The sequence below is a fragment of the Microbacterium mitrae genome (assembly GCF_008017445.1).
Classification (GTDB): Bacteria; Actinomycetota; Actinomycetes; order Actinomycetales; family Microbacteriaceae; genus Microbacterium; species Microbacterium mitrae.
In genome coordinates this window covers 274,622-299,299 of record NZ_VRSW01000001.1, presented here as the reverse complement: position 1 = coordinate 299,299, position 24,678 = coordinate 274,622, and the positions used below count along the sequence as shown (strand labels likewise).

26 protein-coding genes and 1 tRNA gene are annotated in these 24,678 nt (G+C 63.2%); 16 read left to right on the top strand and 11 right to left on the bottom strand.

Going from position 1 to position 24,678, the window contains the following annotated elements:
- Positions 1-71: 71 nt before the first annotated feature.
- Positions 72-344: a DUF4031 domain-containing protein gene (locus tag FVP60_RS01395; protein WP_147824487.1), complete on the bottom strand. Its 273-nt coding sequence runs from the start codon at positions 342-344 to the stop codon at positions 72-74.
- Between the two features lie 298 nt (positions 345-642).
- Here FVP60_RS01395 and rplU point away from each other — a divergent pair, with 298 nt between their 5' ends.
- From rplU to FVP60_RS01345, 10 genes are all read left to right on the top strand, one after another.
- Complete coding sequence (gene rplU / locus FVP60_RS01390) at positions 643-951, top strand: 50S ribosomal protein L21 (RefSeq protein WP_147824486.1); 309 nt, start codon at positions 643-645, stop codon at positions 949-951.
- 18 nt (positions 952-969) lie between these two features.
- The gene (gene rpmA / locus FVP60_RS01385) at positions 970-1,221 is read left to right on the top strand and encodes a 50S ribosomal protein L27 (RefSeq protein WP_147824485.1); all 252 of its coding nucleotides are present in this window, start codon (positions 970-972) and stop codon (positions 1,219-1,221) included.
- Positions 1,222-1,284: 63 nt separating this feature from the next.
- A complete protein-coding gene (gene obgE, locus FVP60_RS01380) occupies positions 1,285-2,787 on the top strand; it encodes a GTPase ObgE (protein ID WP_147824484.1) in 1,503 nt (500 codons plus the stop codon).
- The gene (proB, locus tag FVP60_RS01375) at positions 2,784-3,611 is read left to right on the top strand and encodes a glutamate 5-kinase (RefSeq protein ID WP_147824483.1); all 828 of its coding nucleotides are present in this window, start codon (positions 2,784-2,786) and stop codon (positions 3,609-3,611) included. The genes obgE and proB overlap by 4 nt, the downstream gene beginning before the upstream one ends.
- Positions 3,608-4,870: a glutamate-5-semialdehyde dehydrogenase gene (locus tag FVP60_RS01370; protein ID WP_147824482.1), complete on the top strand. Its 1,263-nt coding sequence runs from the start codon at positions 3,608-3,610 to the stop codon at positions 4,868-4,870. The genes proB and FVP60_RS01370 overlap by 4 nt, the downstream gene beginning before the upstream one ends.
- A gap of 50 nt (positions 4,871-4,920) precedes the next feature.
- A complete protein-coding gene (locus tag FVP60_RS01365) occupies positions 4,921-5,142 on the top strand; it encodes a hypothetical protein (RefSeq protein ID WP_147824481.1) in 222 nt (73 codons plus the stop codon).
- Between the two features lie 9 nt (positions 5,143-5,151).
- On the top strand, positions 5,152-5,748 hold the full coding sequence (nadD, locus tag FVP60_RS01360; RefSeq protein ID WP_147824480.1) for a nicotinate-nucleotide adenylyltransferase: 597 nt from the start codon (positions 5,152-5,154) through the stop codon (positions 5,746-5,748).
- A complete protein-coding gene (locus FVP60_RS01355; protein ID WP_147824479.1) occupies positions 5,745-6,977 on the top strand; it encodes a hypothetical protein in 1,233 nt (410 codons plus the stop codon). Before nadD ends, FVP60_RS01355 begins: the two co-directional genes overlap by 4 nt.
- Positions 6,977-7,354, top strand: a complete 378-nt coding sequence (gene rsfS, locus FVP60_RS01350; RefSeq protein WP_147824478.1) for a ribosome silencing factor — start codon at positions 6,977-6,979, stop codon at positions 7,352-7,354. Before FVP60_RS01355 ends, rsfS begins: the two co-directional genes overlap by 1 nt.
- 63 nt (positions 7,355-7,417) lie before the next feature.
- Positions 7,418-7,493, top strand: a tRNA-Ala gene (locus tag FVP60_RS01345).
- 411 nt (positions 7,494-7,904) lie between these two features.
- Here the strand turns inward: FVP60_RS01345 and FVP60_RS01340 are convergent.
- Both FVP60_RS01340 and FVP60_RS01335 read right to left on the bottom strand, forming a co-directional pair.
- Positions 7,905-8,414 carry an FHA domain-containing protein gene (locus FVP60_RS01340; protein ID WP_246132418.1) on the bottom strand — a complete coding sequence of 170 codons (510 nt, stop codon included), beginning with the start codon at positions 8,412-8,414 and terminating at the stop codon, positions 7,905-7,907.
- Positions 8,415-8,552: 138 nt separating this feature from the next.
- On the bottom strand, positions 8,553-10,430 hold the full coding sequence (locus tag FVP60_RS01335) for a DEAD/DEAH box helicase (RefSeq protein WP_147824477.1): 1,878 nt from the start codon (positions 10,428-10,430) through the stop codon (positions 8,553-8,555).
- 213 nt (positions 10,431-10,643) lie between these two features.
- Between FVP60_RS01335 and FVP60_RS01330 the strand changes: the two genes are divergently transcribed.
- On the top strand, positions 10,644-12,365 hold the full coding sequence (locus FVP60_RS01330) for a DEAD/DEAH box helicase (protein ID WP_147824476.1): 1,722 nt from the start codon (positions 10,644-10,646) through the stop codon (positions 12,363-12,365).
- A 63-nt stretch (positions 12,366-12,428) separates the two neighbouring features.
- Here FVP60_RS01330 and FVP60_RS01325 read toward each other — a convergent pair whose 3' ends face one another.
- The 7 genes from FVP60_RS01325 to ctaE all read right to left on the bottom strand — a co-directional run bounded on the left by FVP60_RS01325 (position 12,429) and on the right by ctaE (position 18,993).
- Complete coding sequence (locus tag FVP60_RS01325; RefSeq protein WP_147824475.1) at positions 12,429-13,097, bottom strand: DNA alkylation repair protein; 669 nt, start codon at positions 13,095-13,097, stop codon at positions 12,429-12,431.
- Positions 13,094-13,981: a 3-methyladenine DNA glycosylase gene (locus FVP60_RS01320; protein WP_246132417.1), complete on the bottom strand. Its 888-nt coding sequence runs from the start codon at positions 13,979-13,981 to the stop codon at positions 13,094-13,096. The genes FVP60_RS01325 and FVP60_RS01320 overlap by 4 nt, the downstream gene beginning before the upstream one ends.
- Before the next feature lie 19 nt (positions 13,982-14,000).
- Positions 14,001-14,633 carry an IMPACT family protein gene (locus tag FVP60_RS01315; protein ID WP_147824473.1) on the bottom strand — a complete coding sequence of 211 codons (633 nt, stop codon included), beginning with the start codon at positions 14,631-14,633 and terminating at the stop codon, positions 14,001-14,003.
- A gap of 80 nt (positions 14,634-14,713) precedes the next feature.
- Entirely contained in the window at positions 14,714-16,402 is a 1,689-nt protein-coding gene (qcrB, locus tag FVP60_RS01310; protein WP_147824472.1) for a cytochrome bc1 complex cytochrome b subunit, read from the bottom strand.
- Positions 16,399-17,460: a cytochrome bc1 complex Rieske iron-sulfur subunit gene (gene qcrA, locus FVP60_RS01305; protein ID WP_147824471.1), complete on the bottom strand. Its 1,062-nt coding sequence runs from the start codon at positions 17,458-17,460 to the stop codon at positions 16,399-16,401. Before qcrA ends, qcrB begins: the two co-directional genes overlap by 4 nt.
- A gap of 39 nt (positions 17,461-17,499) precedes the next feature.
- Positions 17,500-18,303 carry a cytochrome bc1 complex diheme cytochrome c subunit gene (qcrC, locus tag FVP60_RS01300; RefSeq protein ID WP_147824470.1) on the bottom strand — a complete coding sequence of 268 codons (804 nt, stop codon included), beginning with the start codon at positions 18,301-18,303 and terminating at the stop codon, positions 17,500-17,502.
- A 21-nt stretch (positions 18,304-18,324) separates the two neighbouring features.
- Positions 18,325-18,993, bottom strand: coding sequence for an aa3-type cytochrome oxidase subunit III (gene ctaE, locus FVP60_RS01295; protein WP_147824469.1), 669 nt, complete (start codon positions 18,991-18,993; stop codon positions 18,325-18,327).
- Positions 18,994-19,149: 156 nt separating this feature from the next.
- Between ctaE and trpD the strand changes: the two genes are divergently transcribed.
- Positions 19,150-20,217 (top strand): anthranilate phosphoribosyltransferase, encoded by a 1,068-nt coding sequence (gene trpD, locus FVP60_RS01290; RefSeq protein ID WP_147824468.1) that lies wholly within the window; start codon positions 19,150-19,152, stop codon positions 20,215-20,217.
- Between the two features lie 70 nt (positions 20,218-20,287).
- Here the strand turns inward: trpD and FVP60_RS01285 are convergent, their stop codons facing one another.
- On the bottom strand, positions 20,288-21,199 hold the full coding sequence (locus FVP60_RS01285) for a 5'-3' exonuclease (RefSeq protein WP_147825465.1): 912 nt from the start codon (positions 21,197-21,199) through the stop codon (positions 20,288-20,290).
- 63 nt (positions 21,200-21,262) lie between these two features.
- Between FVP60_RS01285 and FVP60_RS01280 the strand changes: the two genes are divergently transcribed.
- The 4 genes from FVP60_RS01280 to coaE all read left to right on the top strand — a co-directional run bounded on the left by FVP60_RS01280 (position 21,263) and on the right by coaE (position 24,670).
- Positions 21,263-21,622 carry a TraR/DksA family transcriptional regulator gene (locus tag FVP60_RS01280; protein ID WP_147824467.1) on the top strand — a complete coding sequence of 120 codons (360 nt, stop codon included), beginning with the start codon at positions 21,263-21,265 and terminating at the stop codon, positions 21,620-21,622.
- Between the two features lie 50 nt (positions 21,623-21,672).
- Entirely contained in the window at positions 21,673-22,179 is a 507-nt protein-coding gene (locus tag FVP60_RS01275; RefSeq protein WP_147824466.1) for a GNAT family N-acetyltransferase, read from the top strand.
- A gap of 220 nt (positions 22,180-22,399) precedes the next feature.
- Positions 22,400-23,851 carry a 30S ribosomal protein S1 gene (gene rpsA / locus FVP60_RS01270; protein WP_147824465.1) on the top strand — a complete coding sequence of 484 codons (1,452 nt, stop codon included), beginning with the start codon at positions 22,400-22,402 and terminating at the stop codon, positions 23,849-23,851.
- 147 nt (positions 23,852-23,998) lie between these two features.
- On the top strand, positions 23,999-24,670 hold the full coding sequence (gene coaE / locus FVP60_RS01265) for a dephospho-CoA kinase (protein WP_147824464.1): 672 nt from the start codon (positions 23,999-24,001) through the stop codon (positions 24,668-24,670).
- Positions 24,671-24,678: the final 8 nt, after the last annotated feature.

The window sequence follows — 24,678 nt, the reverse complement described above, 5'->3', positions numbered from 1 at the left end:
GGAGGCATGGATGTGACCCCTGACGTGCGGCTGTCGCCCCCTGTCGCTCGAGGGGCCGCCCAGGGCTCGGCTTAGCGTCCGCGGCGCTCGCGCATTGTCACGCGCAGCCCGGAGGCGATCAACCGGCGGGTGAGCTCGTGACTATCGACAAGCGACGCGCCGTCGGCGATCAACTGTTCCAGGATTTCTTCTGGCACGTCGTAGTGATCAAAATCGAACCCTCGTCGGGGGATTCCGTTTCTGGCGGCAAACGCATGAAGCTCATCGAGGTTGTCATCGCTAACCAAATGTGCCCACAACCGGCCGTGTGCAGGCCAACGGGGCGTATCGACGAGTATGCTCACTATTAGATGTTAGGTCTCATTCCGTGGGGCCCGGCGTCGGTCTACCGGCGAAATGGTGGTGCTCCGCAGGGCGCGCCGCTGGGAGTCGCCTGCGACACGCCACCTCGGTTTTGCCGGGTGGGGCATGTATCAGGTAAAGTAGACCCTTGGTGCGCATACCGCGTCGTCCGCCCCGGCGGCGTCGAAAGACTTGCAGCCGCACCACCTCCTTGTGAGGGCCCGAGTTATTGGGTGATGCAAGCAGAGTCTTTTACGACATTTCGGAGCGATTCAGCTCCCTAACGAAACAAGGTGTGAAGTGGTTTACGCAGTTGTGCGCGCCGGAGGCCGTCAGGAGAAGGTCGAAGTTGGCACCATCGTGCAGCTCGACCGGGTCAAGGCAGCCCAGGGCGAGAAGATCGAGCTTCCCGCTGTCCTGCTCGTTGACGGCGCAGCCGTGACGACCGACGCGGACAAGCTGGCGAAGGTTAAGGTCACCGCTGAGGTTCTCGGCAACCTCCGCGGCCCGAAGATCGTCATCCAGAAGTACAAGAACAAGACCGGTTACAAGAAGCGCCAGGGCCACCGTCAGGACCTGACGCGCGTCAAGGTCACCGGCATCAAGTAAGCCAAGGAGAAACACGAGATGGCACACAAAAAGGGCGCAAGCTCCACCCGTAACGGTCGTGACTCCAACGCTCAGCGCCTGGGCGTGAAGCGTTTCGGCGGTCAGACCGTCAACGCCGGCGAGATCCTCGTCCGCCAGCGCGGCACGCACTTCCACCCCGGCGCTAACGTCGGTCGTGGCGGCGATGACACGCTCTTCGCTCTTGCAGCGGGCGCTGTCGAGTTCGGCACGAAGGGCGGCCGCAAGGTCGTCAACATCGTCGCTGAGTAACACTCAAGCTTTAGGACAGGGGCGGGCTTCGGCTCGTCCCTTTCCCTTTACCCGGAGGTAAAAATGGTTTCGTTCGTCGACCAAGTAACGCTGCACCTGCGCGCGGGCAAGGGCGGCAACGGCTGCGTTTCCGTCCGCCGGGAGAAGTTCAAGCCGCTGGCCGGCCCCGATGGGGGCAATGGCGGTAATGGCGGCGACGTGGTGTTGGTCGCTGACCCGCAGACCACGACGCTGCTCTCATACCACCACGGCCCGCACCGCACCGCAGGTAATGGCGGCTTTGGTATGGGCGATCACCGTTCGGGTGCAGCGGGGGAGAGCCTGGAGCTCTTGGTTCCCGTTGGCACCGTGGTGAAAGATCCTTCCGGCGAGGTCTTGGTTGACCTTGTCGAGCCCGGAATGCGCTTTGTGGCAGCTCCTGGCGGCCAGGGTGGCCTCGGCAACGCGGCGCTGTCGACGCAAAAGCGTAAGGCGCCTGGCTTTGCCCTGCTCGGAACCCCGGGCTGGGACGGCGATGTCGTCTTGGAACTCAAGACGGTCGCCGATGTGGCGCTCGTTGGGTTTCCCAGTGCCGGTAAGTCGAGCCTGATCGCTGCGCTGTCTGCGGCGCGTCCGAAGATCGCCGACTATCCGTTCACCACCCTGCACCCCAACCTGGGCGTCGTGCAGGCTGGCGAATCGCGCTACACCGTCGCCGACGTTCCTGGCCTTATCGAAGGGGCAAGCGAAGGACGCGGGCTCGGCCTCGAATTCCTGCGCCACGTTGAGCGTTGTTCCGTGCTGGTTCACGTTCTCGACTGCGCCACCCTTGACCCGGGACGCGACCCGATCAGCGACCTGGACGTCATCCTCGCTGAGCTTGCGGCCTACCCGGTGCCCGAGGGTCAGCTGCCGCTCCTGGACCGCCCGCAGCTCATCGCCCTGAACAAGGTCGATGTTCCCGACGCCAAAGAGCTCGCCGACTTCGTTCGCGGCGATCTTGAGGCGCGCGGGTTCCGCGTCTTCGAAATCTCCACGATCGCCCACACCGGCCTTCGCGAACTGTCGTTTGCCATTGCCGAGCTGGTCGACGAGCACCGCGCCTCCCTCGCCCAAGAGCCGGCGCCACAGCGCGTCGTGCTGCGGCCGAAGGCGAAGGGCGAGGGCGACTTCTACGTTCGCATCGATGGCGGTAGCTACGGCAACTACTACCGCATTATTGGCGAGAAGCCCGAGCGCTGGGTCATGCAGACCGACTTCCAAAATGACGAGGCTGTTGGCTACCTGGCCGAGCGTCTCGACAAACTGGGTATCGATAACGCGCTGTTCCGCGCGGGAGCCGTGCCTGGCGCGACGGTCATCATCGGTGAGGGCGACGGAATCGTCTTTGACTGGGATCCGTCGGTGTCCTCTGCCGCGGAAGTCATGGTCTCACCGCGCGGATCCGATCCGCGTGTCGACCCGAACACGCGCCGCACCACATCTCAGCGACGCGAGCAGTACAAGAAGATGATGGACGCGCGATCGTTCGAGCGTGCGTTGGAGGAAGAGCGCCGGTTGGCAAGCGCGGAGGAAGAGACGGAATGACCGCACAGGCACGAGCAGACATCGCAACGGCACGTCGCGTTGTTGTCAAGGTGGGTTCGTCTTCGATTTCTGGTGAAGAGTCGTGGCGAATCCCCATGCTCGTGCACGCGCTTGCTGATGCGCACCGCGCCGGTATCGAGGTCACTCTGGTTTCATCCGGAGCGATCGCGACCGGAATGCCCTACCTCAACCTCGACTCTCGTCCCACCGACCTGGCAACCCAGCAGGCTGCTGCGGCCGTAGGTCAAAACGTCCTGGTGTTCCGCTACCAGGAGGCACTTCGTCCGTTCCACATTGTCGCGGGCCAGGTGCTCCTGACGGCGCACGACCTCGAGAACCCCACCGCACGATCGAACGCTCGCCGCGCGATGGAACGACTCCTTGGCCTGCGCATTCTGCCGATCGTCAACGAGAACGACACCGTGGCGACGCACGAGATTCGCTTCGGTGACAATGACCGCTTGGCGGCGCTCGTCGCGCGCCTGATCGGCGCGGATGCCCTCATTCTGTTGAGCGATATCGAATCGCTCTACACGAAGCCTCCGCAGGAGGAGGGTGCTGAGCCGATCGACACGATTCACCCCGATGATGACCTGTCGGAACTGCAGTTTGGTTCTGCCGTGGTGAACACGGTCGGAACCGGCGGGGCAGCAACGAAGGTTTCGGCGGCCCGCTTGGCCGCCTCGTCTGGCATCGGTGTGCTCGTCACCAGCGCCGATAATGTCGCGGCGGCGCTGCGGGGTGAGAACATCGGCACGTGGTTCTCACCTGCCGATGTGGACCGCGAGACGGTTACCGGTGCCATCGATATGGTTGACGCGTGAACGAGAACTTTCCCGATGAGCTCGTCGCTCGCCTTGCCGCGGCCAAAGACGCATCACGCGTCACGGCGCGACTGACCAGCGCCGAGAAGGCCGACGTGCTGAATGCCATTGCCGACGCACTGATTGCAGCCACGCCCCGAATCGTTGCGGCCAATGCCGACGATCTCGCCAGGGGAGTGGTCGACAACATCGGAGACGGGCTCCTTGACCGGTTGCGGTTGGATGAGACGCGCATTGCGAACCTGGCGGCCGCCGTTCGCGATGTCGCGAAGCTGCCTGATCCGGTCGGGCAAGTGATCGGCGGCCACCGTCTTCCCAACGGTGTCGCGCTTGAGCAGGTTCGGGTGCCGTTCGGCGTCGTCGGCGCCATCTATGAGGCGCGCCCGAATGTGACCGTTGATATCGCGGCCCTCGCCCTTCGTTCCGGCAACGCCGTCTTGCTGCGCGGTGGTTCCGCTGCGCGCAGCAGCAACACCGAACTCGTTGCCGTGATGCGTGAGGCGCTGGCAACCGCCGGCGTGACGGCCGATGCTATTGGTTCCGTCGACGACTTCGGCCGCGAAGGCGCCCGCGCCCTCATGAAGGGGCGAGGATTCATTGACGTTCTCGTGCCGCGCGGTTCGGCCGCGCTTATTGAGACGGTGGTGACGGAATCGACGGTTCCGGTTATCGAAACCGGCGCCGGAAATGTGCACATCGTGCTTGACGCGTCGGCACCGCTGGAGTGGGCACGCGATATCGTCGCGAACGCCAAGATTCAGCGCCCGAGCGTATGCAACGCGGTTGAGACGGTGCTGGTGCATCGCGACGCCGCCGAACGCCTCATTCCGACGGTTGTCGAGCACCTGCAGCGCGGCGGTGTCACGGTGCACGGTGACGCCCGGGTGCAACAGCTCGCCGCCGGTGTTGTCGCCGCGAGTGACGCCGACTGGAGCACCGAATACCTCGGTCTAGATATCGCCATGAAGGTTGTTGACACCCTTGATGACGCGCTCGCGCATATTCGTGAGTTCTCCACCGGGCACACCGAGTCGATTATTACGACCGATCTGCATAACTCGGAGCGCTTTCTTGCCGAGGTCGATTCGGCCGTTGTCATGGTTAATGCCTCGACGCGGTTCACCGATGGCGGTGAGTTCGGCTTTGGCGCCGAAGTGGGAATCTCTACCCAAAAACTTCATGCTCGGGGCCCGATGGGGCTCAGCGAGCTGACCAGCACGAAGTGGCTCGCGCGCGGCGCGGGGCAGGTTCGCGCGTAACGAACTAGACTGAGAGCAACCTCTCAGAGATCACCCGATCGGAGTTATCAATGACCATCGCATCCGCGATCATCACCACCGCTGCAGAAGGCGGCCACGACCCGCTCGCTGTCATGATGTCGACCTTCCCGGCCTTCATCATCGCGATCGCCATTTTCGGCGTGCTCGCACTGGTTGTGGCATCGTACCGAAACGTCGCCAACCGCCACGCACCCAAGGCTGAGCAGTTTGCCGCACGTCACGGCGGCGACGCCCACGGATCGGGTCACTAGGTTTTCTTGATGACGCAGTCGCGGCCTCCTCGCATCGGGGTGATGGGTGGAACATTTGACCCCATTCATCACGGTCACCTGGTAGCAGCGAGCGAGGCCGCTCACTCCTTCGACCTCGACGAGGTCGTCTTCGTGCCGACGGGGCAACCGTGGCAGAAGCCAGGCGTGAGCAACCGAGAGCACCGGTATGAAATGACCGTGATCTCGACCGCGTCAAACCCGCGATTCACCGTAAGCCGCGTAGACATCGACCGTGAGGGCCCGACCTACACCATCGATACGTTGCGCGATCTTGCGGCACAGCGCCCAGACGCCGAGCTGTTCTTCATCACCGGAGCAGACGCCGTCGCCCAAATTCTCAGTTGGCGCGACCATGACGAGCTGTGGGATCTTGCCCACTTCGTCGCGGTCTCACGGCCGGGTCATGTCCTCAGCACCGAAGGACTTCCCAGCGAACGTGTGAGTCAATTAGAGATCCCCGCAATGGCAATTTCATCGACCGACTGTCGCGAACGAGTGCGAAGAGGACACCCCGTGTGGTATCTCGTTCCTGATGGCGTCGTGCAATACATTGCAAAGCATCACCTTTATCGGAGCACCGAATGACACCCAGCGACCAGCATGCAGATCAGCAGCTGACGCGCCGTCAGCTACGCGAGATTCGGATGACGGGCGCAACGCCCATCGTCACGCCAGAAGCGGCGGCAGAAGCCGCAGCAAACGCTGCAGCGCAGCCGGAACCATCAGAGACCACCGAGGCGCCTGCCGCTGAGCAGACACCAACGCCCGCAGCGCCTGCAGCGCACCTGCCGCGCGCGGCAGAGCCTATCGCCGAGGCGCCAGCGCCCGCACCCGACGCCTCCGTCGATCTCGGTGCGCGTGCCCGCACTCGCCGACAGGCTCGCGACCAAGAACGAATTCGCACCAACTCCATCCCGGTGCTCACACCCCAGGCCGGCACGCCCGTCGTCTCCGATCAAACGGCTGAGCCCGCGTCTGCGGCGACGGCGCCTGAGTCGGTGGCTGCTTCGGACGCTGATGAGGCACACGCCGCCGTCACGCCCGAAGCCGCGTCTTCGGCACCCGAGGTTACCGCCGACGCTGCTCCCGTGGTTCCGGAACCCGTTGCTGCCGCTGTTGAGACGCCCGCCGCTTATGAGGCGCCGGCCGCCGCACCGTCGACCGACGCCTCCACGGACGCGCCAACGTTTGATGCTGAACCTGCAGGCGACGCGGAATCGCCGTGGGCGCCGCGTTCAGCCGGTGGTACGGACGCGATTCCGATGTCGAACCCCAGCCGCGCGAGTGAGTCGATTGCCGCGACGATGGCAACCGATTCTGACGCCGCCGACGACGAGCACACCGTGCACGCCGAGTTTGGCGCCAACCTGCTGGGGCAAGACAGCTTCGATGACCTGCTGGTACGCAGTTCCACATCGTCTGGTAGCTCAGGGTCGGCGAGCATGCTGATTCTTCCCGAAGATATGTCGTTGACGCCGCTCACTGCGCCTGTCACGTCTACCGGCCAGGTCATTCTGACCGGAACGTTCTCCCTGCCCGACGGCCTCGGCTCGCAGGGGCATGCCCCCGGTGTCGCCGACGGAAAAGACGTCGACGCCGTACTGATTGACGGTGAACTTGCGCCGCAGTCATCCCCAACTCCCATCGCCGCCACCGCGGCCGTGAGCCAAGCCAAGACGCCGGTAGAGATGATTCGCCCGCCGGCACCAGAAAAGAACAGCAAGCTGGTGGTGGCGCTTGCCATCACCGCGGGTGTTCTCTCGCTGGCGGCAATTGGCTTCACCATTTATGTCGTAACAACCGGAAAGTTCTAATGACGACCTCTCAAACCACGATCGACATGGTGTCGATCGCCGCTCTCGCCGCCGACGCAAAGGGTGGCGTCGACATCGTCGCACTCGACGTGTCAGAGCCCCTGCCGTTTGTCGACGCCTTCATCATCGTCACCGGCCGCAACGAACGCCAGGTTGCCGCCATCGCCGACGAGGTTGAAGAAAAGATGCTGGAGGCTGGCTACAAGCGCCTCCGCCGCGAAGGACGCGCCGACGCACGCTGGGTTCTCGAAGACTTCGGCGACATTGTCGTGCACGTTTTCCACGAGGAAGAGCGCATGTACTACTCGCTCGAGCGCCTCTGGAACGACTGCCCAACCATCCCGTTTGAATTGCCAAATCCTGTCGAAAATTCCTGATTTGGTCAGAACCAGCATCGGGCGTGTAGTACGCTAGATGAGTTGCCTCGCAAGGGCAACAGAGGGTCTGTGGCGCAGCTGGTAGCGCACCTGCATGGCATGCAGGGGGTCAGGGGTTCGAGTCCCCTCAGATCCACCAACAAGAAGAAGAGCGTCTCACACGAGGCGCTCTTCTTCGTTTACGCCCGCACCTCCAGGGCGCTCTGTCACGGTGGTTCCAGTACGCACCGTGGTTCCGCTGTCGTCAGCTTCGATGAGTGCGCGGGCACCGTGGCTCCGCTCGCCCGCAATGCGCCCGAAATAGTGCAGGAACGGGCTCTGGTTATGCAGGAACCATTCGGGTTCTGCAGGAAAATTTCGCCGGACCTGCCCGATTTCCGCTGTTTTCCGTCGCTCGGACGAAGGATTTCCTGCAGAACCGGGCGTGAATCTTGCAGAACCGGGCGTGAATCCTGCAGAACCGGGCGTGAATCCTGCAGAACTTGATGCGGGCGGCACTGTTGACCGTCACGCAGAGCCCTACGTGACGCGGCCCACCACCGACACGGGTCTACGCGGGCTTCGGTGCCTCCGTTTCACCATGGGCATAGCTTGGCCGTGGCGGCTGTGACTTCTGCCACGATGCCCAGCCACCCTCACGCCCCCCGTGCGGGCGTCCGTGATCGGCGAACTCATCTCGTTGAAACACGAAGCGCCAGGGCCCGGCGGTGAACTGCGCGCCGGAGCGCATGATTTCACTATCTTCGCCGCGCGAAACGGGGTCGACGTGAAGGTTCGCATTGGTGGTTCCGTCGCCAATCATCGTCAGCACGTGTTCGTCACGGTCGTCGTGATGAATGCTGGCGTGGGACGGATCGATATCGGTGAGAACGAGGGTGGATGCGCTCGACGAGCCGATCGTGGTGAGATCGGCGGTGAGGTCAAAGACGAATCGTTCGTCCGGCTCGCGCGTCACAAGCAGCCGGGGGTGACCTGCGCCCCATTCGGCATGTGTGGTCGTGGGCACGGGACCGGTGTGCAAGTGTTGTTCGGTCATTGCGCCGTGCAGGTGTTCGTTCATAACCGAACGATACGCCCGACAAGCGGAACCTGATACCCCGGTGCGCGCAGACGGATCAGTTCGCGACGCCCAACGAAAGGCGAGTTACACGCCGACAAATGCGAGAGGCTCCCAATCTTTTGGGAGCCTCTCTACCGTCTAGCGGTCGGTGTTCTTGTGTCGCGGCTTGCGCGCGGGCCGGTCATCAGCTCGGTCGCTGTAACGCGGTCGATCATCGCGTTGCGGCCGGTCACCGCGCGAGAAACCATCGCGGTCGTCGCGACGGGGACGGTCGTTGCGGTAGCCGCCCTCGTCGTCGTCGCGACGGCGTCCGCCCGGACGGCCACGGTCGGGCTTGATCTCAATCAGGCGGCCCGAGATGCGGGTGTCGCGCAGCTTGTCAAGAGTTCCGGCGGGCAGCGTGGTGGGCAGTTCCACAATCGAGAAGTCCGGCTTGATCGAAATCGCGCCGAAGTCGTCACGTCCCAGACCACCCTCGTTGGCCAGCGCGCCAACGATTTGACGTGGTTCCACGCGGTGACGGCGGCCAACTTCGATGCGGTACGCCGTGAAGGCCCCCGAGCTGCGATCACGACGTGGGCGCGGCTCGCTACCGTCGCGATCGCGAGTCTTCTTGCCACGACCCTCAACACGGGCGAGTTCGTCCCGCATGCGAGCGTCTTCGGCCTCGTCAAGCAGCAGGGGAGTGTCGCCCTGAGCGACGATCGCGAGAGCCGCGGCGACATCCGCCTCCGGAACATCGTGGTTGCGCACATAGTGCGCAATGATGTCGCGGAACTTGTTCATCCGCTCGCTCTCGGAAAGCGCTGCCGTGATGGAGTCATCAAAGCGGGCAAGACGTGTGTTGTTGACGTCTTCGCTCGTCGGCAGCTGCATCTGCTCCGGCTGCTGGCGCGTTGCCTTCTCGATGTGGCCAAGCAGATAACGCTCACGCGGTGTGACGAAGCTGATCGCGTCACCGGTACGGCCGGCACGACCCGTGCGGCCAATGCGGTGCACGTATGACTCGGTGTCGGTGGGTATGTCGAAGTTCACCACGTGGCTGATGCGTTCCACATCGAGGCCGCGCGCGGCAACATCCGTGGCAACCAGAATGTCGAGTTTGCCGCTCTTGAGCTGGTTGACGGTGCGCTCACGCTGTGCCTGTGCAACGTCGCCACTGATGGCGGCGGCGGAGTAACCCCGCGCGCGCAGCTTTTCGGCGACCGTCTCGGTTTCGCCGCGGGTGCGCACGAAGATGATCATGCCGTCGAAGTTTTCGACCTCAAGAATGCGGGTGAGCGCATCCAGCTTCTGCTGGTGCGAGACGATGACGTAGCGCTGCGTGATGTTGGTGTTGGTCGTGGTCTTCGACTTGACCGTGATCTCTTCAGGATCGCGCAGGTAGCTCTTGGAGATGCGTCGAATCTGCGAGGGCATGGTTGCCGAGAACAGTGCAACCTGCTTGTCGGCGGGAGTCTCCGCCAGGATCGTCTCAATGTCTTCGACAAAGCCCATCTTGAGCATCTCGTCGGCCTCATCGAGCACGAGGTACTTGAGCTCAGACAGGTCAAGGGTGCCCTTGTCGAGGTGATCCATAATGCGGCCGGGGGTACCGACGACAATGTGCACGCCACGGCGGAGGGCCGACAGCTGCACGCCGTAGCCCTGGCCGCCGTAAACCGGCAGCACGTGAACGTTTTTCATGCGCGCGGCATATGCCTCGAACGCCTCCGAAACCTGCAGTGCAAGTTCACGGGTGGGCGCGAGCACGAGCGCCTGCGGAGTCTTCTGGGAGAGGTCGAGGCGTTGCATGATGGGCAACGCGAACGCGGCAGTCTTGCCGGTTCCGGTTTGCGCCATACCAACCACATCGCGGCCGGCCAGCAACGTGGGAATCGTTGCCGCTTGAATCGCCGAGGGTCGTTCATACCCAAGGTCGCGGATCGCGGCAAGAACGGGGCCATCGAGGCCGAGATCAGCGAAGGTGACCTGTTCCTCGTCAGTCAGGGGAGCGGAGTCTTCTGTTTCCTTCACCTAGCAAGCGTACCGCCTGAACCCGCTCACATCCGTCGTTCGGTTTCAAGATGGTAGTGTGAGTTAGTTCGGTAGCACGCTTTCACCCCGAAAAGTGTCGCCGAGTCTGGCCGCTGAGCTGATTGACTTCTTCTACCGCGGCGATCGGAGCCGGAGCTGGCTCCACCGCCTGACGGTGATTGACGCCGTCGCGTTCTCATGCTCAGAAAGCCCATGTCTACGCAGACCACCCAAACCACACTCTCGTTCGCCGAGCTCGGTGTTCCGGCCTCCATGGTCGACGCTCTCGTCGCCGAGGGGCGCCCAACGCCGTTCCCGATTCAAGAGTCGACCCTTCCTTCCACCCTCGCGGGCGCTGACGTTCTCGGCCGCGGACGCACCGGTTCCGGCAAGACGCTCGCCTTCGCCATTCCGCTCGTGGCGCGCATCGGTGCGTTGCGTGCCGGTGACAAGCGTCGCGGTCGTCGCCCGGCCGGTCTCGTGCTGTCGCCGACGCGCGAACTTGCAACGCAGATTGCCGCGACCATTGAACCGCTCGCAAAGGCTGAGGGCCTCAAGGTCACCACGATTTTCGGCGGTGTCTCGCAAAAGCGTCAGGAAGACGCGCTGCGCGATGGCGTCGACATCGTCGTGGCATGCCCCGGACGACTCGAAGACCTCATGAAGCAGGGCTACGCGCACCTCGACCAGGTGACGATCAGCGTGCTCGATGAGGCCGACCACATGGCCGACCTCGGCTTCTTGCCCGGTGTTACCCGCATCATGGCGGCGACCGCCCCCAACGCGCAGCGCCTGCTGTTCTCCGCCACGCTCGACAACGGCGTAGACAAGATTGTCAAGCGCTTCTTGCGCAACCCGATCGAGCACACCGTTGACGAGGCAAACGCCCCGGTCGTCGACATGACGCACCACCTGTTTGCCATCGAAGATCAAGATGCGAAGAACGAGATCGTGAAGGCTCTCGCCTCCGGCTCGACCCGCCGCGTCTTCTTCATGCGCACCAAGCACCAGGCCAAGAAGCTCGCAAAGCAGCTCACCGCGGCAGGTATTCCGGCCGTTGACCTGCACGGCAACCTCTCCCAGGCTGCCCGCGATCGCAACCTTGCCGCCTTCTCCTCAGGGGAGGTTCGCGTGCTGGTCGCGACCGATGTTGCCGCGCGTGGCGTTCACGTTGACGATGTTGACCTCGTGGTGCACGTTGACCCGCCCGCCGAGCACAAGGCATACCTGCACCGCTCCGGCCGCACCGCCCGTGCTGGCAACTCCGGCGATGTCGTGACGCTCATGCTTGAGGCGCAGCGCAAAGACACGCTCGACCTGCTGAAGAAGGCCAAGATTCAGGTCACCCCGCAGCGCGTAACGGCCACTTCGGCGCCGGTGACCGCGCTGGTTGGCGAGGTTGCTCCGCGCGTGACTCCGCGCGCTGGCGGCCGGGGTGTCGGCAACAAGCCGCTGGAGACCGCGCCGACCGGCAAGTCGCAGGGTGCTAACGCTCAGCGCAAACGGCAGGCTCGTGAGCAGCGTGCCGGCGGCGGAACCTCGTCCCGCCCGCCGCGCGCACGTCGCGAAGGTGGCGCCCGCGACGACAGCCGTGATGCAGAGCCCGCGCAGCAGCGCCGCCAGCGCTCGGGTGGCGCGCCGCGTCAGGAATCGCAGCGCTACCGTGCCGACGGTCGTTCGGCGGGAGATTCTTCGCGTAACGGCGAGGCCCCGCGTCGCGACGGCGCGCGTGCCGGTGATGCTCCTCGCCGCGGCGACGGAGCACGTCACGGTGACGCAGCACGCACCCACTCGGGTGCAGCCCGTCAAAACTCAGCACAGCGCAACCACAGCGAAAACCCGCGTCATGGTTCCGCCGGCTCGCACGCCAGCGCGCGGCCCGCAGGTCAGCGTCGCCGCGCTGGTCGTCCGAGCGGCGCACCGAGCGGTCGCTAAGACGTAAGACGAGAGGAGCCCGACAATTGTGTCGGGCTCCTCTCGTTGCGCAGTTGGCCCTCGCTAGCTCGCGCCTTCGCGGCGACGCACGATCTCGGCGATCCAGCTGGGAGCGAAGGGCGAGGTGCAGTTCGGCGGCGTCGGGTAGTCCTTGAGTACCTCGAGGCGCTCGCCAATATCGAGCGCTCGCGCGCGCAGATGCGGGTGATAGATGCCGATGTTGGCGAGCGTCTCGTTCATGTTCCACTGCAGGGTGCCGGGGGCGCTGGCCATTTCGGCTTCGATGTCATCCAATAGCGACTCAAGGTCAAGCCCGGCCGGCTTCTTGATCACGCGGTCGGTGGTCAAGGCCCAGCCTGCCGCGCGCACGTGCGGGTCCGCGTCCACAAACCACGCCTCGCGCAACTCGGGCGCGAGGGGCGACTTCTTGGCGATGTAGTTGACCAGCCAGTCGGTGGTCTTTGGGGTGCGCGACTCACGCAACATGCCGTCGATTTCGGCTGCGGTGTACTCTTTCGGGCGGCTAATCAAGAGCGCGACCAATCGCGCCGGCGTGTAGTCCGTTTGCCATAGCTCGCCTGCGAGGTCACGGTTCATGCCGATGCGCTTGGCCACCGCGCGAAGCGCCGTCAGGTTCACGCCATGATCGTCACCATGGCGCTCATTTACGGCACGGGCCTTGGCGTCTTGCATCGAGTCGAGCTCGGCGACTACCTCGTCTACCGTCGTCATGTCATCTCCTCAAACGTTGTCACCGCGGCAATCAGCGCGCCCCGAATAGCCTCGCCGCGCACGGCAAATTCGCGTTGCTGCCGCACGTACTCGGCCTTACCCGCCGCCGTCTCGACCGGCACCGCGTCGTAGCCCCATGCCGTGATGTCGTAGGGGGAGGCCTGCATGTCGAGCAGTCGGATGTCACAGGCGAGTTCAAACGCGTCCAGCAGAATGTCGCCCGACACCACGGGGCCGAGCTTCAAAGCCCACTTGTAGAGATCCATGCCGGCGTGGAGGCAACCGGGTTGCTCCATGATGAGTTGGAGCTGCCTGGTGGGCGTCGTTGCATTGCGGGGTGCGGCCGCCGGGGTGAAGAAGCGGTACGCGTCGTAGTGGGTGCACTTGAGATCGGCGGCTTCGACGACGGCGTCTGTGCCTGCCTGCCCGAGTCGTAGCGGAACCGGGTGCCGGTGCTCGTCTTGCCGATACACCATCGCCCACTCATGCATTCCAAAGCAATCAAACCGACCAGCGCGCGTCGTCGTCGCTCGGAGCAGGGATGCCACGTGCTGCACGCCCGTACCCCGCAACTCGCGAAACGACGATACACCCAGCCGCGAGGTTCCGTCGCTCTGGGTCACATACCACCGCATGTCGGCGCGATCCGTGCCGCCCGCGTCGGCGAGGGCAACACCCGCGCCCGGGTGCCACTTGCGCATCACCGAGGGCTTGTACGAGTAGTAGGTGAACAGAAAGTCCCACACCGGGTGCGTTTCACCGCGCAACGCCCGCTCGCGGTGCCCGGCGGTCAGGGCGTCGGCACGAGCGTGGTGCTCAGCTTCCAACCTCGTCCAATCCACGCGCGACAGGATCACGCTTGCGGGGACAGAAACAACACTCACGGGTCTATTCTCGCAGTGATTATGCGACATCGATCCAGCGCGTGCCTGCTGGTTGCGGAACCACGGTGCCGGCTGTCAGCGCAGCGAGGATGCCGGGGAGCGTGGCGGCGGTCGCGTCATTCGACCCGACCGTGACAGTGACATCTGCCTCCCACTCAGCGGAGACGATGGCAAAGCCACGGCGACGGAGCTCGGCTTCGACGGCGCCCGCGGAGGCAAGGGGGAGTGTGAAACGCTGTTGCACGACGAGCTCGCGTCGCACGGTCTGGGCGGCGGCCAAGCCTGCCCGCACCGCGTCGGAATAGGCGCGGATGAGCCCGCCGGTGCCGAGCAGGGTGCCGCCGAACCAGCGGGTGACGACGGCGACGATGTCGCTCACGCCGGAACCATCGAGCACAGCGAGCATCGGGGCGCCTGCGGTACCGCCGGGCTCGCCATCATCGCTGGCACGGCGCAGGGCGCGGTCGGGGCCGATAACGAATGCGAGACAGTGGTGACGAGCATCTCGGTACTGCTCTTTGGTTCCGGCCCACACCTCCCGCGCCGCAGCATCACTCGATGCCGGCGTCAGAGTGCAGAGGAAGCGCGAGCGGAGCACCTCGATTTCGGCGGACGCGGGCGCGGCGAGGGCGAGGTAGTGCTGCCCGCTCACGGCGACCCCCTTCTTGCTCTGATACTTGCGGCTGAAACAGAAGGGCCCCGATCCGAAGATCGGGGCCCTTCTGTCATTGCCTAGTGCTTGTTCTCCGCGCCAGCTTCGACCTCGGCGTGGTCGCCGTGACCGGCGACACCGTGCGCGTGGTGCGATGCAGCTTCGTCCAGCTCACGCTGGGTGACCGGCGCGAGACGGTCTTCGAAGAACCAGCGCGACATTGCTGCGCGCAGCTTTTGCATTGCCGGGATGCGGCCCTGGTCGTTCGGGCGAACGACCAGCGGCTCGTACGTCTCGTAGTCGACCAGCTTGACGACCTCGTAGGCGTCGACGGGCTGGTGAACTTCGATGTACTCGCCACCGGGGAGGCGAACAATGCGACCGGACTCGTAACCGTGCAGTGCGATTTCGCGGTCCTTCTTCTGCAGCGCGATGCAAATGCGCTTCGTGACGAAGTACGCGATGATCGGGCCGAGGAAGAGGAGCGCCTGCAGGGTGTGGATGACACCTTCCATCGTGAGGTGGAAGTGCGTTGCCATGAGGTCGGACGATGCTGCCGCCCACATGACCGCGTACATCGTGACACCAGCCGCACCGATAGCGGTACGCGTTGCTGCCTGACGCGGGCGCTGTGCGATGTGGTGCTCACGCTTGTCTCCCGTGATCCACGCCTCGATGAAGGGGTAGAAGAGAACGAGCAGGATGAACACACCGATAATCGCGACCGGGATCAGGATTCCGAGTGAGAGCGTGTGGTTGAACAGCACAACATCCCAGTTCGGCGGTGCCAGACGCAACATTCCGTCGGCGAAGCCGATGTACCAGTCAGGCTGGGTACCAGCGGAGACCGGGGAGGGGTCGTACGGGCCGTAGTTCCAAATCGGGTTGATCTGGAAGAGCGAAGCCATCAGCACGATCACACCGAACGTGATGAACAGGAAGCCGCCCATCTTCGACATGTACACCGGCATCATCGGGTAGCCCACGACGTTGTTGTTCGAGCGACCGGGGCCGGCGAACTGCGTGTGCTTGTTCACGATCATCAGGATGAGGTGGATCGCGATCAGCGCAATCACCAGCATCGGCAGAATCAGAATGTGCAGCGTGTAGAGGCGTCCGACAATGTCGGTGCCCGGGAACTCGCCACCGAACAGCAGGAACGACGTCCAGGTTCCGATGACGGGGAAGCCCTTGATCATGCCGTCGATAATGCGCAGACCGTTACCGGAGAGCAGGTCGTCGGGGAGCGAGTAGCCGGTGAAGCCCTCTGCCATCGCGAGGATGAAGAGCACGAAACCGATAACCCAGTTGAGCTCGCGGGGCTTGCGGAATGCACCGGTGAAGAACACACGGAGCATGTGCACGCCGATACCGGCGACGAACACCAGTGCTGCCCAGTGGTGGATCTGGCGAACCAGGAGACCACCGCGCAGGTCGAACGAGATGTGCAGCGTCGACTCAAGCGCCGCCGACATCGGGATGCCGACCATCGGCGCGTACGAGCCGTTGTAGTGCGTCTCGACCATGGAGGCCTGGAAGAAGAACGTCAGGAAGGTTCCGGAGAGGAACACGACCACGAAGCTCCACAGCGCAATCTCACCCAGCATGAACGACCAGTGGTCGGGGAAGATCTTGCGTCCGAGCGCCTTGACGAAGCCGGAGAGGCTCGTGCGCTCATCGAGGTAGTTGGCTACGCCACCGACGAACTTGCCGCCGAGAGGAGCCTGCTTCTCGCCCTGGTTGTTCTCAGGGCCGCTTGCGGTACTCAATGACGCTCCCAGAAGCTCGGGCCGACGGGCTCGGTGAAACCGCTGCGCGCGATCAGGTAGCCCTCTTCGTCGACGGTGATGGGCAGCTGCGGAAGCGGACGAGCCGCCGGGCCGAAGATAACTGCCGCGTGGTTGGTGATGTCAAACTGCGACTGGTGGCACGGGCACAGCAGGTGGTGCGTCTGCTGCTCGTAGAGAGCAACAGGGCAACCGACGTGCGTGCAGACCTTGGAGTAGGCAACGATGCCGTGGTACGACCAGTCCTTGCGGTCGGGGGCCTCGTTGAGCTTGTCTTCGGGAACGCGCACCAGAAGCACGATCGCCTTCGCCTTTTCTTCCAGGTAGCCGTCGTGGTGCGACAGCTCTGCAAGAGGCTGGGGGATGACGTGAACGACGGAACCATAGGTGAGGTCCGACGCCTTGATGCGCTCGCCCGTCGGGTCGTGAGCAAGGTACATGTCCTTGTCCCACATCGTCTCGTTCAGCAGTGCAACCGGGTCAACACCGTGCGGTGCGAGGCCACGGAACAGCGTGATGCCGGGAATGATGCTCGCAACGATCGCGGCGATCAGCGAGTTGCGGATCATCGTGCGGCGGCCGAAACCACTCTCGTCGTTTGCGTCGGAGAAGGCCTGAACGGCGGCTGCGCGCGTGTCTTCGGTGCCACGGGTGCCGTGGCGCTCCTCGACGAACTCCTTGTCGCTCATCAGCGCCTTGGACCAGTGAATGGCACCAATACCGATCGCGAGCAACGCCAGCGCGATACCCAGACCGATGTACAGGTTGTTGGCGCGAACCGCGGCGAGCGGGCGAATCTGATCCTCGATCGGGAACAGCATGTAAGCGGCAACCGCCCAAATGCTGCCGGCGAGCGACAGGTAGAAGAGCGAGTAGACGGTGCGCTCGGCACGCTTCTCAGCCTTCGGGTCCTTGTCGGTGATTCGCTCGCGGTGCGGCGGCAAACCGGGGTTCACTGCAGGGTCATCGACCTTGACGGCGATGCCCGATGAAGGCTGGTAGCTGTGCTCCAGCGCCTTCGGGTCATCCACGTGAGTCATTGTGCTCCTCGTATCTCAAAGCTTAAAAATGAACCTGCGTTAGTTGGACTTCGCGGTGATCCACACCGTGAGTGCAACGAGCGCGCCGATTCCAAAAATCCAGACGAACAGACCTTCAGACACGGGGCCGAGCGATCCAAGCGTCATTCCGCCAGGTGATGGTTGCTCCTGCATGTAGAGCACCGCGGAGATGAGGTCACGCTTCTCGTCTTCAGTCAGCGTCATGTCGTTGAAGACGGGCATGTTCTGCGGGCCGGTAACCATGGCGGCGTACAGGTGCAGCGCGGAGGTGTTCATGACCGACGGCGCGTACTTACCCTCGGTCAGAGCGCCACCGGCGCCAGCAACGTTGTGGCACATGGCGCAGTTGATGCGGAAGAGCTCGGCACCTTCAGCGACGTTGCCGCCGCCGTCGAGGATCTCTTCGCTCGGGAAGGTAGCGCCGCCACCTTCTTGCTGCACCCACGAAGCGATGGCAGCGATCTGCTCATCCGTGAACTGCGGAGCCTTCTGGGGCGCCTGGGGCGACTGCGCCTGCATCGGCATACGTCCCGTGGCCATCTGGAATTCGACAGCGAGCTCACCGGTTCCGGCAAGACCCGGGCCATTCTCACTGCCCTCAAGGTTCATGCCGTGGCACGTTGCACAGTTGGCCTGGAACAGCTTCTTGCCGTCGTCAACCGTCAGCTCAGTGGTGGTGGTGCTCGACGACGGCGTTGCTGCCATAGCAGCCGATGCGCCGGCGTAGGCTCCACCCGTCAAAAGCAGGCCGATGCCGATCAGGGCAACGGTGGCCATGCGGCTACGGCGGCCGCCAGCACGGGTCTTCTTCTCGCGTGACATATCGAGTTCAGCTCTGCTTTCTTACTTGAGGAAGTAGATGACGAGGAACAGGACGATCCAGACCACGTCAACGAAGTGCCAGTAGTAGGACACGACGATGGCGGTGGTGGCTTCCTTGTGACGGAAGTTCTTCACGGCGTATGCGCGTCCGATGACGAGGAGGAACGCAATCAGACCACCGGTCACGTGCAGGGCGTGGAAGCCCGTCGTGATGTAGAACGCGGAGGCGTAGGAGTCAGCCTGAATCGGCATGCCTTCAACAACCAGGGTGGTGTACTCCCAGACCTGACCGGCGACGAAGACCGCGCCTAGTGCGAAGGTGATCCAGAACCACGGAACCATGCCCATACGCTTGCGCCCCTCGGACATTCCCGAGTACGGCTGGAAGCGTTCGGCCGCGAAAACACCCATCTGGCAGGTGAATGAGGACGCCACCAGGATCAGGGTGTTAACCGTTGCGAACGGAATGTTCAGCAGCTCGGTGCGTGCGGCCCACAGCTCAGGAGACGTGCTCCGAAGCGTGAAGTAGATGGCAAAAAGGCCAGCGAAGAACATTACCTCGCTACCAAGCCACACGATGGTACCGACCGAAACCGGGTCTGGCCTCTTAACTGTTTTTGCCGCCGGGGCGTGCGTCACTGTGCTCGTCACCGTTCCATTATGGCCGATAACGGAGCGTGTTTTATGCATCGAGCCGTATCAAAACAGCTTGGGGTGAACTTAGGGCATCCTTACAAGCGCCTGGGAACCTGCCTTGTATCAGGCACATTCATGCTGTGACCCGCGTGATGACGCGCAACGTTACCGACGCACTGTCGGCGTGTCGAGGCTCGCTAATATTGAACAATGTTCGATGAGATCTCCTGGCCCCACATTCTGACGACGCTTCTCGAGCGCAAAGACCTCAGTGTTTGGGAGTCAACCTGGGCGATGCGCGAGATCATGCAAGGACGTGCCAGCGATGCACAACTGGGCGGATTCTTGGTGGCCCTGCACGCCAAGGGGGAGACGGTCGATGAGATCGTCGGTTTCCGCGACGCGATTCTGGAATCGGCGCTGCCGCTGCCTGTTCCCGCCGATGTGCTCGACATTGTTGGCACGGGCGGTGACCGCTACGGAACCGTCAATGTCTCGACCATGGCGTCAATCGTGTGTGCCGCTAGCGGCGTTCCGGTCGTCAAACACGGAAACCGTGCAGCAACGTCGTCGTCGGGCGCGTCCGATGTGGTGAGCGCCCTCGGCGTCAACCTGAACACGACGCCCGACCAGGTCGCCGAAGTTCTCTCCCGCGTGGGTCTCTCCTTTGTCTGGGCGGCAGCGTTTCATCCGGGGTTCCGCTTTGCCGGCGCCACGCGTTCCGAGCTGGGTGTTCCCACGGTGTTTAACATTCTCGGTCCGCTGTGCAACCCCGCCCGAGCGGAGGCGAACGCCGTTGGCGTCGCGCAACTTGATCGGGTTCCGCTCATCACGGGTGTCTTTCGTACGCGCGGCGCGACGGCGCTGGTGTTCCGCGGCGACGATGGACTGGACGAGCTCACCATCACTGGTCACAGCCGCATTTGGGAGGTCTCACGCGGCGACATCCACGAGCATGATCTCGATCCGCGTGACCTCGGCTTCTCTTACGCATCGATCAACGACATTAAGGGTGGTGATCCGGCGTACAACGCCCAGGTGGTTCGTGACGTGCTGAGCGGGCAGGAGGGCCCGGTTCGCAACATCGTGCTGTTGAATGCGGCAGCCGGCATTGTTGCCTACCGGCTATCCCACGATGCGTCCCAGGCGCAACGTTCGATGGTGGACCGTCTTGCCGAGGGGTGTGACGTGGCCGCCGCCGCGATCGACAGCGGTGCCGCCGCCGCCAAGCTTGATGAGTGGGTGACGGTCACGCAATCCTTCGCTACCGCGAACTGATCAGACCCACGCGGTAAGGAGGGCGCCGGAAGTTAATGCTCCGGCGCCCTCCTTTCTTGAGGTGGGGAAGTCAGGCGCGTGCCGCGATTGCTGCTTCGAATCGCTCCCATGCCGTCGTATACGACCACTGCGCGGCGAGCGCCGCTGCGTGCGCGGTATCGGCCACGCCGAGTGGGGCGAGCGGAACCTGGGGGAGCGTGACATCGACATCGCGGGCCACCCGCACCACGGTGGGAGCGACGTCGAGATAAGCGCTCGCGTCCATGATCTTGGCTGCCACGCCAGCCGACATTCCGGTTCCGGCGGCGGCAGCGGCACGAATGGCGTCAAGGTCGCCGTGATTCTGCAACAGCGTCGCGGCGGTCTTCTCACCGACTCCCGCGACCCCTGGCAGGCCGTCGGAGGCATCGCCGCGCATGGTGGCGAAGTCGGCGTACTGGTTGGCGCGCACGCCGTACTTTGCTTGCACCACGTCATCCGTCACGATTTCGAGATTGCTCATGCCGCGTGCCGTGTAGATGACGCGCACCTCGCGGGCGTCATCGACCAGCTGATACAGGTCACGATCGCCGGTGACGATATCAACCGGGCCGTCGGCGAGGGTGGCGAGGGTTGCGACGATGTCGTCGGCCTCATAGCCGGCGTGGCCAACGATGGGAATGTTGAGGGACGCCAGCATCTCGCGAATGATGGGGATCTGTGCCTGCAGCGGGTCGGGGACTTCTTCAACATCGGGGCCGCTGACGATCTCTTCAACGACGCGGTGTGTTTTGTACGTCGGAATGAGATCGACACGCCACTGCGGCCGCCAATCGTCGTCCCAACACGCGACCACGGCATCCGGCGAATACAGCGTCACGAGCTTCGTGATGATGTCGAGCAGTCCACGAACCGCGTTCACGCTGGTTCCGTCTGCGGCCTTGACGGAGTCTGGAACCCCGTAAAAGGCGCGAAAGTAGAGGGAGGCGGTGTCGAGAAGCATGGTTCGCTGCATGCGCCAAGTTTGACACGAGCCGATGTCGGTGCGGCGGCGTAGGGTGATCGCATGATGCCGGGGCGTGAGGAGCAAGTGCGTGAGCTGTTGGCCACGCAGCGCGCTCAAGCGCAGCGTGCTCTTACGGCTGCGCAGCACTCCCTTGCGATGATCGCGGAGGCGCGCGATCAGGCCGGGGGAGACGATGAGCACGACCCAGAAGGCGTGCCGCTATCGCGTGAATGGGCGCGGATCGACGCCGCCGCCTCCGACGCGCGAGAGCGACTCAGTGCGATAGACGCCGCGTTGGTGCGGCTGGAAAACGGTACGTATGGCGTTTGCCGCGTGTGCGGTATCAGCATCCCGTTAGAAAGACTCGAGATACGCCCGCAAGCCGATATCTGCGTGCCTTGCGGTTCGGCGAGGAGGTGATCGTCCCCGACGAAGAATTCACCACAAAGTGATGGCCGTAGTGTTGATCTGTGCTTCCTATTTCTCTTGCTGATGGTTCCGTTCTTCGCGAAGCGCGTGTTGACGACGCGGCTGCACTTCTCGCGCATATTCGCGCCCTCGCCGAGTATGAGCGCGAGCCGGATGCCGTGCTCAATTCGGTCGCAGCGATTGAGGTCACCTTCTTTTCAGAGAACCCGCATGCGTTCGCCCATGTCGTCGAACGTGAGGGTTCCGTCGTCGGGATTGCAATCTGGTTTCTTACCTACTCGACGTGGACCGGAACGCACGGACTTTGGCTGGAAGACCTACACGTGTATCCATCAGAACGTGGCCGCGGGTACGGCAAGCTCCTCATGGCGTCGCTTGCTGCAGTGTGCGCACAGCGCGGCTATCGCCGGATGGAATGGACCGTCCTTGACTGGAACGAGCCCGCGATTGGGCTCTACCGTTCGCTTGGAGCTACGCCCATGGAGGAGTGGACGACCCAGCGCCTTGTCGGTCAAGACCTGCTGAATTTGGCCGAATCTCTGTCATAAAAGGTGTGCGAACTCGGAACGCCCGCGCGCTGCACTCCGCGCGTGTCGGCTAACCCCCAATTCTGATATGCTGAGTTGTCATCTTTGTGGCTCATCTGAGTGGCATTGAAACTGACACAAAAATCCATTTGCTTTCGCGTCTGAGATCGCGTGCGTCAAAAACGCGGTCGTCGACGGCGCTGAGGCCCGAGATACCAATCCAACAAGGACAACCCACTACATGACTAACGCAACCGCCCCGGCCACCAAGCAGGTCGCCATCAACGACATCGGATCTGCTGAGGACTTCCTGGCCGCGGTCGAACTGACTATCAAGTCTTTCAACGACGGCGACATCATCGAGGGAACGATCGTCAAGATCGACCGCGATGAGGTTCTCCTCGATGTCGGCTTCAAGACCGAGGGCGTTATCCCCTCGCGTGAACTGTCGATCAAGCACGACGTTGACCCCAACGAGGTCGTTTCCGTCGGTGACCTGGTCGAGGCACTTGTTCTCCAGAAGGAAGACAAAGAAGGCCGCCTGATCCTGTCGAAGAAGCGCGCACAGTACGAGCGTGCTTGGGGCGACGTGGAGAAGATCAAGGAGAACGACGGTGTTGTCACCGGTTCGGTCATCGAGGTCGTCAAGGGTGGTCTCATCGTTGACATCGGACTCCGCGGCTTCCTCCCCGCTTCGCTCATCGAGCTGCGTCGCGTTCGCGACCTGACGCCGTACCTCGGCCAGGAAATCGAAGCGAAGATCCTCGAGCTCGACAAGAACCGCAACAACGTTGTGCTGTCGCGCCGCGCTCTGCTCGAGCAGACGCAGTCGGAGACCCGCACGCACTTCCTCAACAACCTGCACAAGGGTCAGGTTCGCAAGGGTGTCGTTTCGTCGATCGTTAACTTCGGTGCGTTCGTTGACCTCGGTGGCGTTGACGGTCTCGTCCACGTTTCCGAGCTGTCGTGGAAGCACATCGAGCACGCTTCTGAGGTCGTCGAGGTTGGCCAGGAGGTCACCGTCGAGATTCTTGAGGTTGACCTGGACCGCGAGCGCGTCTCGCTGTCGCTGAAGGCAACGCAGGAAGACCCGTGGCAGGTATTCGCACGTACCCACGCAATCGGTCAGGTTACCCCCGGTAAGGTCACCAAGCTGGTTCCGTTCGGTGCATTCGTGCGCGTTGCTGACGGTATCGAAGGTCTCGTTCACATCTCCGAGCTCTCGGGCAAGCACGTTGAGCTTGCTGAGCAGGTTGTGTCGGTCGGCGACGAGGTCTTCGTCAAGGTCATCGACATCGACCTCGAGCGTCGTCGTATCTCGCTGTCGCTGAAGCAGGCTAACGAGTCGGTTGACCCTTACGGCACCGAGTTCGACCCGGCTCTGTACGGCATGGTTGCTGAGTACGACGAGAACGGCGAGTACAAGTACCCGGACGGCTTCGACGCTGAGTCGGGCGCTTGGAAGGAAGGCTTTGACGCCGAGCGCGAGAAGTGGGAGCAGGACTACGCTGCAGCCCAGGCTCGTTGGGAAGCACACAAGGCTCAGGTCATCAAGGCCGCTGAGGCTGAGGCTGCCGCTCCGGAGTTCGATGCAGGCGCATCGTCCTTCTCGAGCGACTCGGCTGCTGCCGGCACGCTTGCTGACGACGAGGCACTCGCGGCTCTGCGCGAGAAGCTCTCGGGCAACGCTTGATCTAACGATCAGCTGACGGGGTCGGAACCTTTCGGGTTCCGGCCCCGTTTTTTTGCGCGCCGGCGGGGTGTTGTCGTCCTGCGGAACCACGGTGCGCGCGGAACGCCCTGCGGAACCACGGTGCGCGGCTCTGGCAGGATGTTCGGTATGCCTCTTCTTGCGCTCACCGGTGGAATTGCCTCAGGAAAGTCTTCGATTGCTCGCCGTTTCGCCGAGCATGGTGCCGTAATTGTCGATGCCGATGCTGTCGTTCGGGAGCTCCAGGCTCCTGGCACCCCGGTGCTTGCGGCTATTGCCGCCGAATTCGGCGCCGACATCATTGATGCCGACGGCGCGCTGAAACGTGCGGAGCTCGGAGCGCGCGTGTTTGGGAACCCTGACCGTGTGGCGATGCTCAATCGGATTGTGCACCCGGCCGTGCGAGCAGAAACGGAGCGCCGTTTCGCTGAGGCGTTTGCCGCAGACTCCGACGCTGTCGTCGTCTACGACGTTCCGTTGCTTGTTGAGGCTCGAGCAAGCGATCCCTGGGATCTCATCATTGTGGCCCATGCCCCGGCGGCAGTGCGCATTGAGCGTCTTGTCGAGTTTCGGGGAATGACCACCGACGACGCTCGGGCGCGCGTGAACTCGCAAATTGACGACGACGCACGCCTGGCGATTGCGGACGTAGTGATCGATACGTCGGCGTCACTGGATCAGACTCTGTTAGAGGCCGACCGGGTGTGGCATCACCTGGGGCCGTTGCTGAAGAATGCGCGTGAGCGTCGCATCGCCACCAGCGAAACGACGGCCGATCCCAGTGTCGGTGGCCACGCGTAGGCTGGTTG